The following is a 3,488-nucleotide window of genomic DNA, read 5'->3' as shown; positions in this document are numbered from 1 at the left end:
AACAGGACGCCCAGCCCTCTACGACAACGCTATCGACACCGACTACACCCACTCAATCGGCATTCAAAAAGGCCAAATCTAACCCCCGCGACACGCCGAGCCAGACACACATTTTGACCCTTAACCCTTTAAATGGATATAATTAGACCCATGTTGATTTCAGGTACCGCTTTCTTGCGGTTGCGCACCAACCGCTAAGGCGGTTTCCTACCCCGTAGGTTAAAAACCGCTCCGGTCCTTTAGCCGGGCGGCTATTTGTCATGCCCGGCTCCCTTTCAAATCCAAGGAGCACACCTGATGTCTGCATACGGACACGGCCGTCACGAGCATGGCCAAAATTTTCTCACCAACCACAAGATCATCAACTCCATCATCGACCTTGTGAAACAAACCTCCGGCCCCATCATTGAGATCGGACCAGGAAGCGGTGCCCTCACTCACCCGATGGCCCACTTGGGGAGGGCGATAACGGCAGTTGAAGTGGACGCAAAACTAGCTGCCAAAATCACACAAGAAACCTCCTCGGCGGCGGTCGAAGTGGTCCATGATGATTTCCTTAACTTCCGGTTACCCGCCACTCCCTGCGTCATTGTGGGAAACATTCCCTTTCACCTCACCACTGCCATTCTTCGAAAGTTGCTGCATGCGCCAGCATGGACTGACGCTGTACTCCTCATGCAGTGGGAAGTCGCTCGCCGCCGGGCCGGGGTAGGCGCAAGCACGATGATGACGGCTCAGTGGTCCCCATGGTTCACATTTCACCTGGGTTCTCGGGTACCAAGGTCTGCTTTCCGGCCACAGCCAAACGTTGACGGGGGGATCTTAGTGATCCGCCGGGTGGGTGCCCCGAAGATTCCGATAGAGCAGCGCAAAGCCTTTCAGGCGATGGTGCACACCGTTTTCACTGCCCGGGGACGCGGGATAGGGGAAATTCTCCGAAGGGCAGGGTTGTTTTCATCACGTTCAGAAACACAATCATGGTTGCGCTCGCGAGGAATCGACCCCGCGACCCTACCTCCCAGATTGCACACCAACGACTGGATCGATCTCTTCCAGGTGACTGGTTCCTCTCTACCTCACCATCGACCCATTTCACCATCGGGAAGTAGTCAACGACCTCCTCAACGGAAAAACCGAAGCCGGCGGCGTTAATCCCCACCAAAACCGAAATCCACCAGTAGTACTAAAAGGGCTCTTCCGGTTTTAGAGTGCATTGATTAGTTCGCCGGGGGTTCGGGCGTGGCACAAGATATTGGGGTCCTTGGCTTTGTAGGAAAAAGGTATCTAATCCATCCGTACAAAACTAAGGACCTACTGTGCAGCCTAACGGAAATGTCATCGTCGATACCATCTGCCGCACCGCAAAACTAGGAACTACTATCACCGGTGCCACAGAAAACGGTGACGTCACTGTTATTGAAGCCGAACCCGTCGAGCCGATCAATGAATGCCCTACCTGCGGGCAGCCTGGAGTATTCCGCGACCACGTCATCCGCAGCCTGGTCGATCTGCCCATCGTCGGCCACCCAACAACTTCATGTGCGCCTTCCACGCTACCGGTGCACCAACAAGCGTTGCTTGCAGAAGATCTTCCGTGCTGGCCTTGCCTGCGCGCCCGACAATTCAAAGACCACGGACCAGGTGACCCACTGGATCCTGCAACGACTCTGCCTAAATCGGATGAGCGTTGCCGCTGCACCCAAGTCATTAGGCCTGGGGTGGGATATGAAGTGTCCCAGGTTTTGTTCCGTTTGATGAAACCCGTTTTTGAAACAACGTACGGAGCACAACGCACGCCGATGCCAAAGCTTCCGCAACATCGACTACCTCATCAAACCCACGACAGTGGGATTCACACCCTCAATCCCCACGCGTGCAAAACCATACCGCCTTACAGCGCGCCCGCAACCGGAGCGAAAAATAGGGTTATCATTGCGGCATGACAGTAAAGACCACGCCGTACATTTCTTTCCCTGGTAACGCCCGCGACGTATTCGAGTATTATCATTCGGTTTTCGGTGGTGATCTCGAGATGCTGACGTATGGCGAGCAGCTAGATAATGGAGTTGAGTTCCCCTTCGATCCGCCACGTGACGCCATCGCTCACGGCACCCTTCGCGGTCCTTTTACTCTTGGTGGAGGTGACGATTTGCAGAACTCTTGCGATCGCCTCACTCTAGGAAATATCGGATTCACCGTCGAGTCTGATTCCGTGGAAGAAGCTGAAACGATCTACGCTGCGCTAGCCGACAGCGGCGATGCGTCCATGCCTTTCGCCAAGGCGCCGTGGGGCGACTACTTCGGCATGGTGATCGACCGTTTCGGTGTTGGCTTTAACATCACGGTCCCAGCTAGTGCTAGCTCTCTGGACAAATCGGCTCAAAGGATGATTCGGGCCGAAGGGATCGACCTGAATAGGGCTACGCACGAACGTGCTCATGATGTGGCCGCGATGCTCAGTGATTTCAACGCCGAATTCGATACCCCGTGCCCGTCAATCGATGTTCTTACAGAGCGTTTTCAGTGTCTTCTTCGGCGCGATGACGTCATAGTCTGCATCGCTGACGGTGAGAAGTTACCTGCCGGCTTCGCCTTTGTGACGCTTCGACCCAGCCCCTACTATGAGGGGCCTATCGCGATGCTTGAAGAGCTTTACGTTCATCCCGAGCTTCGAGGGCGGGGGATAGGCACTGCCATCATGGACCTAGTAGAAACCGCAGTGTCTAAAGCAGACGTCATCGAGATCCAGATCAATGTCGATGAAGTGGATGTTGACGCTCGCCGCTTTTACGAGGGACGCGGATTCTCACATTACGAAGACGGGAACGGTTACCGCATGTTTTGCTACTTCAAGGAGCTCACGCGGTAGCCGCATGAGCCCCCGTGGTTGCCTAAGGGTAAAGGGAAAGCTGGCCAGAAAAGCTCTGAACAGCCGGAATGCTGTCGGACTAACAGTGTCTGGTTTGGAGACATCGTTCCGGATGTCTCACCACATCGATTCTCTGCGGCTTTCCACACCGAAGTGACGGCTGCTGAAAATAAGTCCGTGTGAGGCCCAGCTCTGCTGCTTTTAGCGCTTTCAGGAGCAGTTCTAGAGGTGTGTCTCAACCTATGAACGACAACTGAGGTCGCAACCAAGCCCCAGCTATCGCGTTTAAAGACCGCAAATGGGGCACAATCTTGGCCCGCATAGTTGCCTGTCCTGAGGAGTATCCGTGACGTTGCGGCTATCCGATTTCCGGGGTCCAGCCCACAGCCCTGGGTCTCGCACACCTGTCACTGTCATTCACGGTAGATAAGGGCGAAAAATTTCAAATTTCTGGCCCTTATCTACCGTGAATGTGGCCTTAGGGTTAAGGGTCAAAAGGGGATGCGGACGGAATTTTGGAGAATTCCATCATGAATCGTTCGTATACCAAAGAAGAGCGACGTCGAGCCATCCAGGTTTATAAACGCACGCAATCAGTTACCAAGACTATTCGTGAGCT

Annotated in this window: 3 protein-coding genes and 1 pseudogene; all 4 read left to right on the top strand. The window is 54.3% G+C overall.

Annotated features, from left to right (window positions below):
- Nucleotides 1-132 precede the first annotated feature (132 nt).
- The 4 genes and pseudogenes from QP934_RS11335 to QP934_RS11320 all read left to right on the top strand — a co-directional run bounded on the left by QP934_RS11335 (nucleotide 133) and on the right by QP934_RS11320 (nucleotide 2,869).
- Complete coding sequence (locus QP934_RS11335; protein ID WP_071569110.1) at nucleotides 133-198, top strand: erythromycin resistance leader peptide; 66 nt, start codon at nucleotides 133-135, stop codon at nucleotides 196-198.
- A gap of 99 nt (nucleotides 199-297) precedes the next feature.
- The gene (gene erm / locus QP934_RS11330; protein WP_284869002.1) at nucleotides 298-1,152 is read left to right on the top strand and encodes a 23S ribosomal RNA methyltransferase Erm; all 855 of its coding nucleotides are present in this window, start codon (nucleotides 298-300) and stop codon (nucleotides 1,150-1,152) included.
- A 164-nt stretch (nucleotides 1,153-1,316) separates the two neighbouring features.
- Nucleotides 1,317-1,734, top strand: a pseudogene (locus QP934_RS11325) (transposase family protein); the annotation flags it as partial.
- 652 nt (nucleotides 1,735-2,386) lie between these two features.
- Nucleotides 2,387-2,869 (top strand): GNAT family N-acetyltransferase, encoded by a 483-nt coding sequence (locus tag QP934_RS11320; RefSeq protein ID WP_284836120.1) that lies wholly within the window; start codon nucleotides 2,387-2,389, stop codon nucleotides 2,867-2,869.
- Nucleotides 2,870-3,488 lie beyond the last annotated feature (619 nt).

This window comes from Corynebacterium sp. MSK122 (assembly GCF_030229435.2).
Classification (GTDB): domain Bacteria; phylum Actinomycetota; class Actinomycetes; order Mycobacteriales; family Mycobacteriaceae; genus Corynebacterium; species Corynebacterium marquesiae.
Note: the sequence above shows the minus strand (reverse complement) of the source record. Positions and strands in the feature narration are given on the sequence as shown.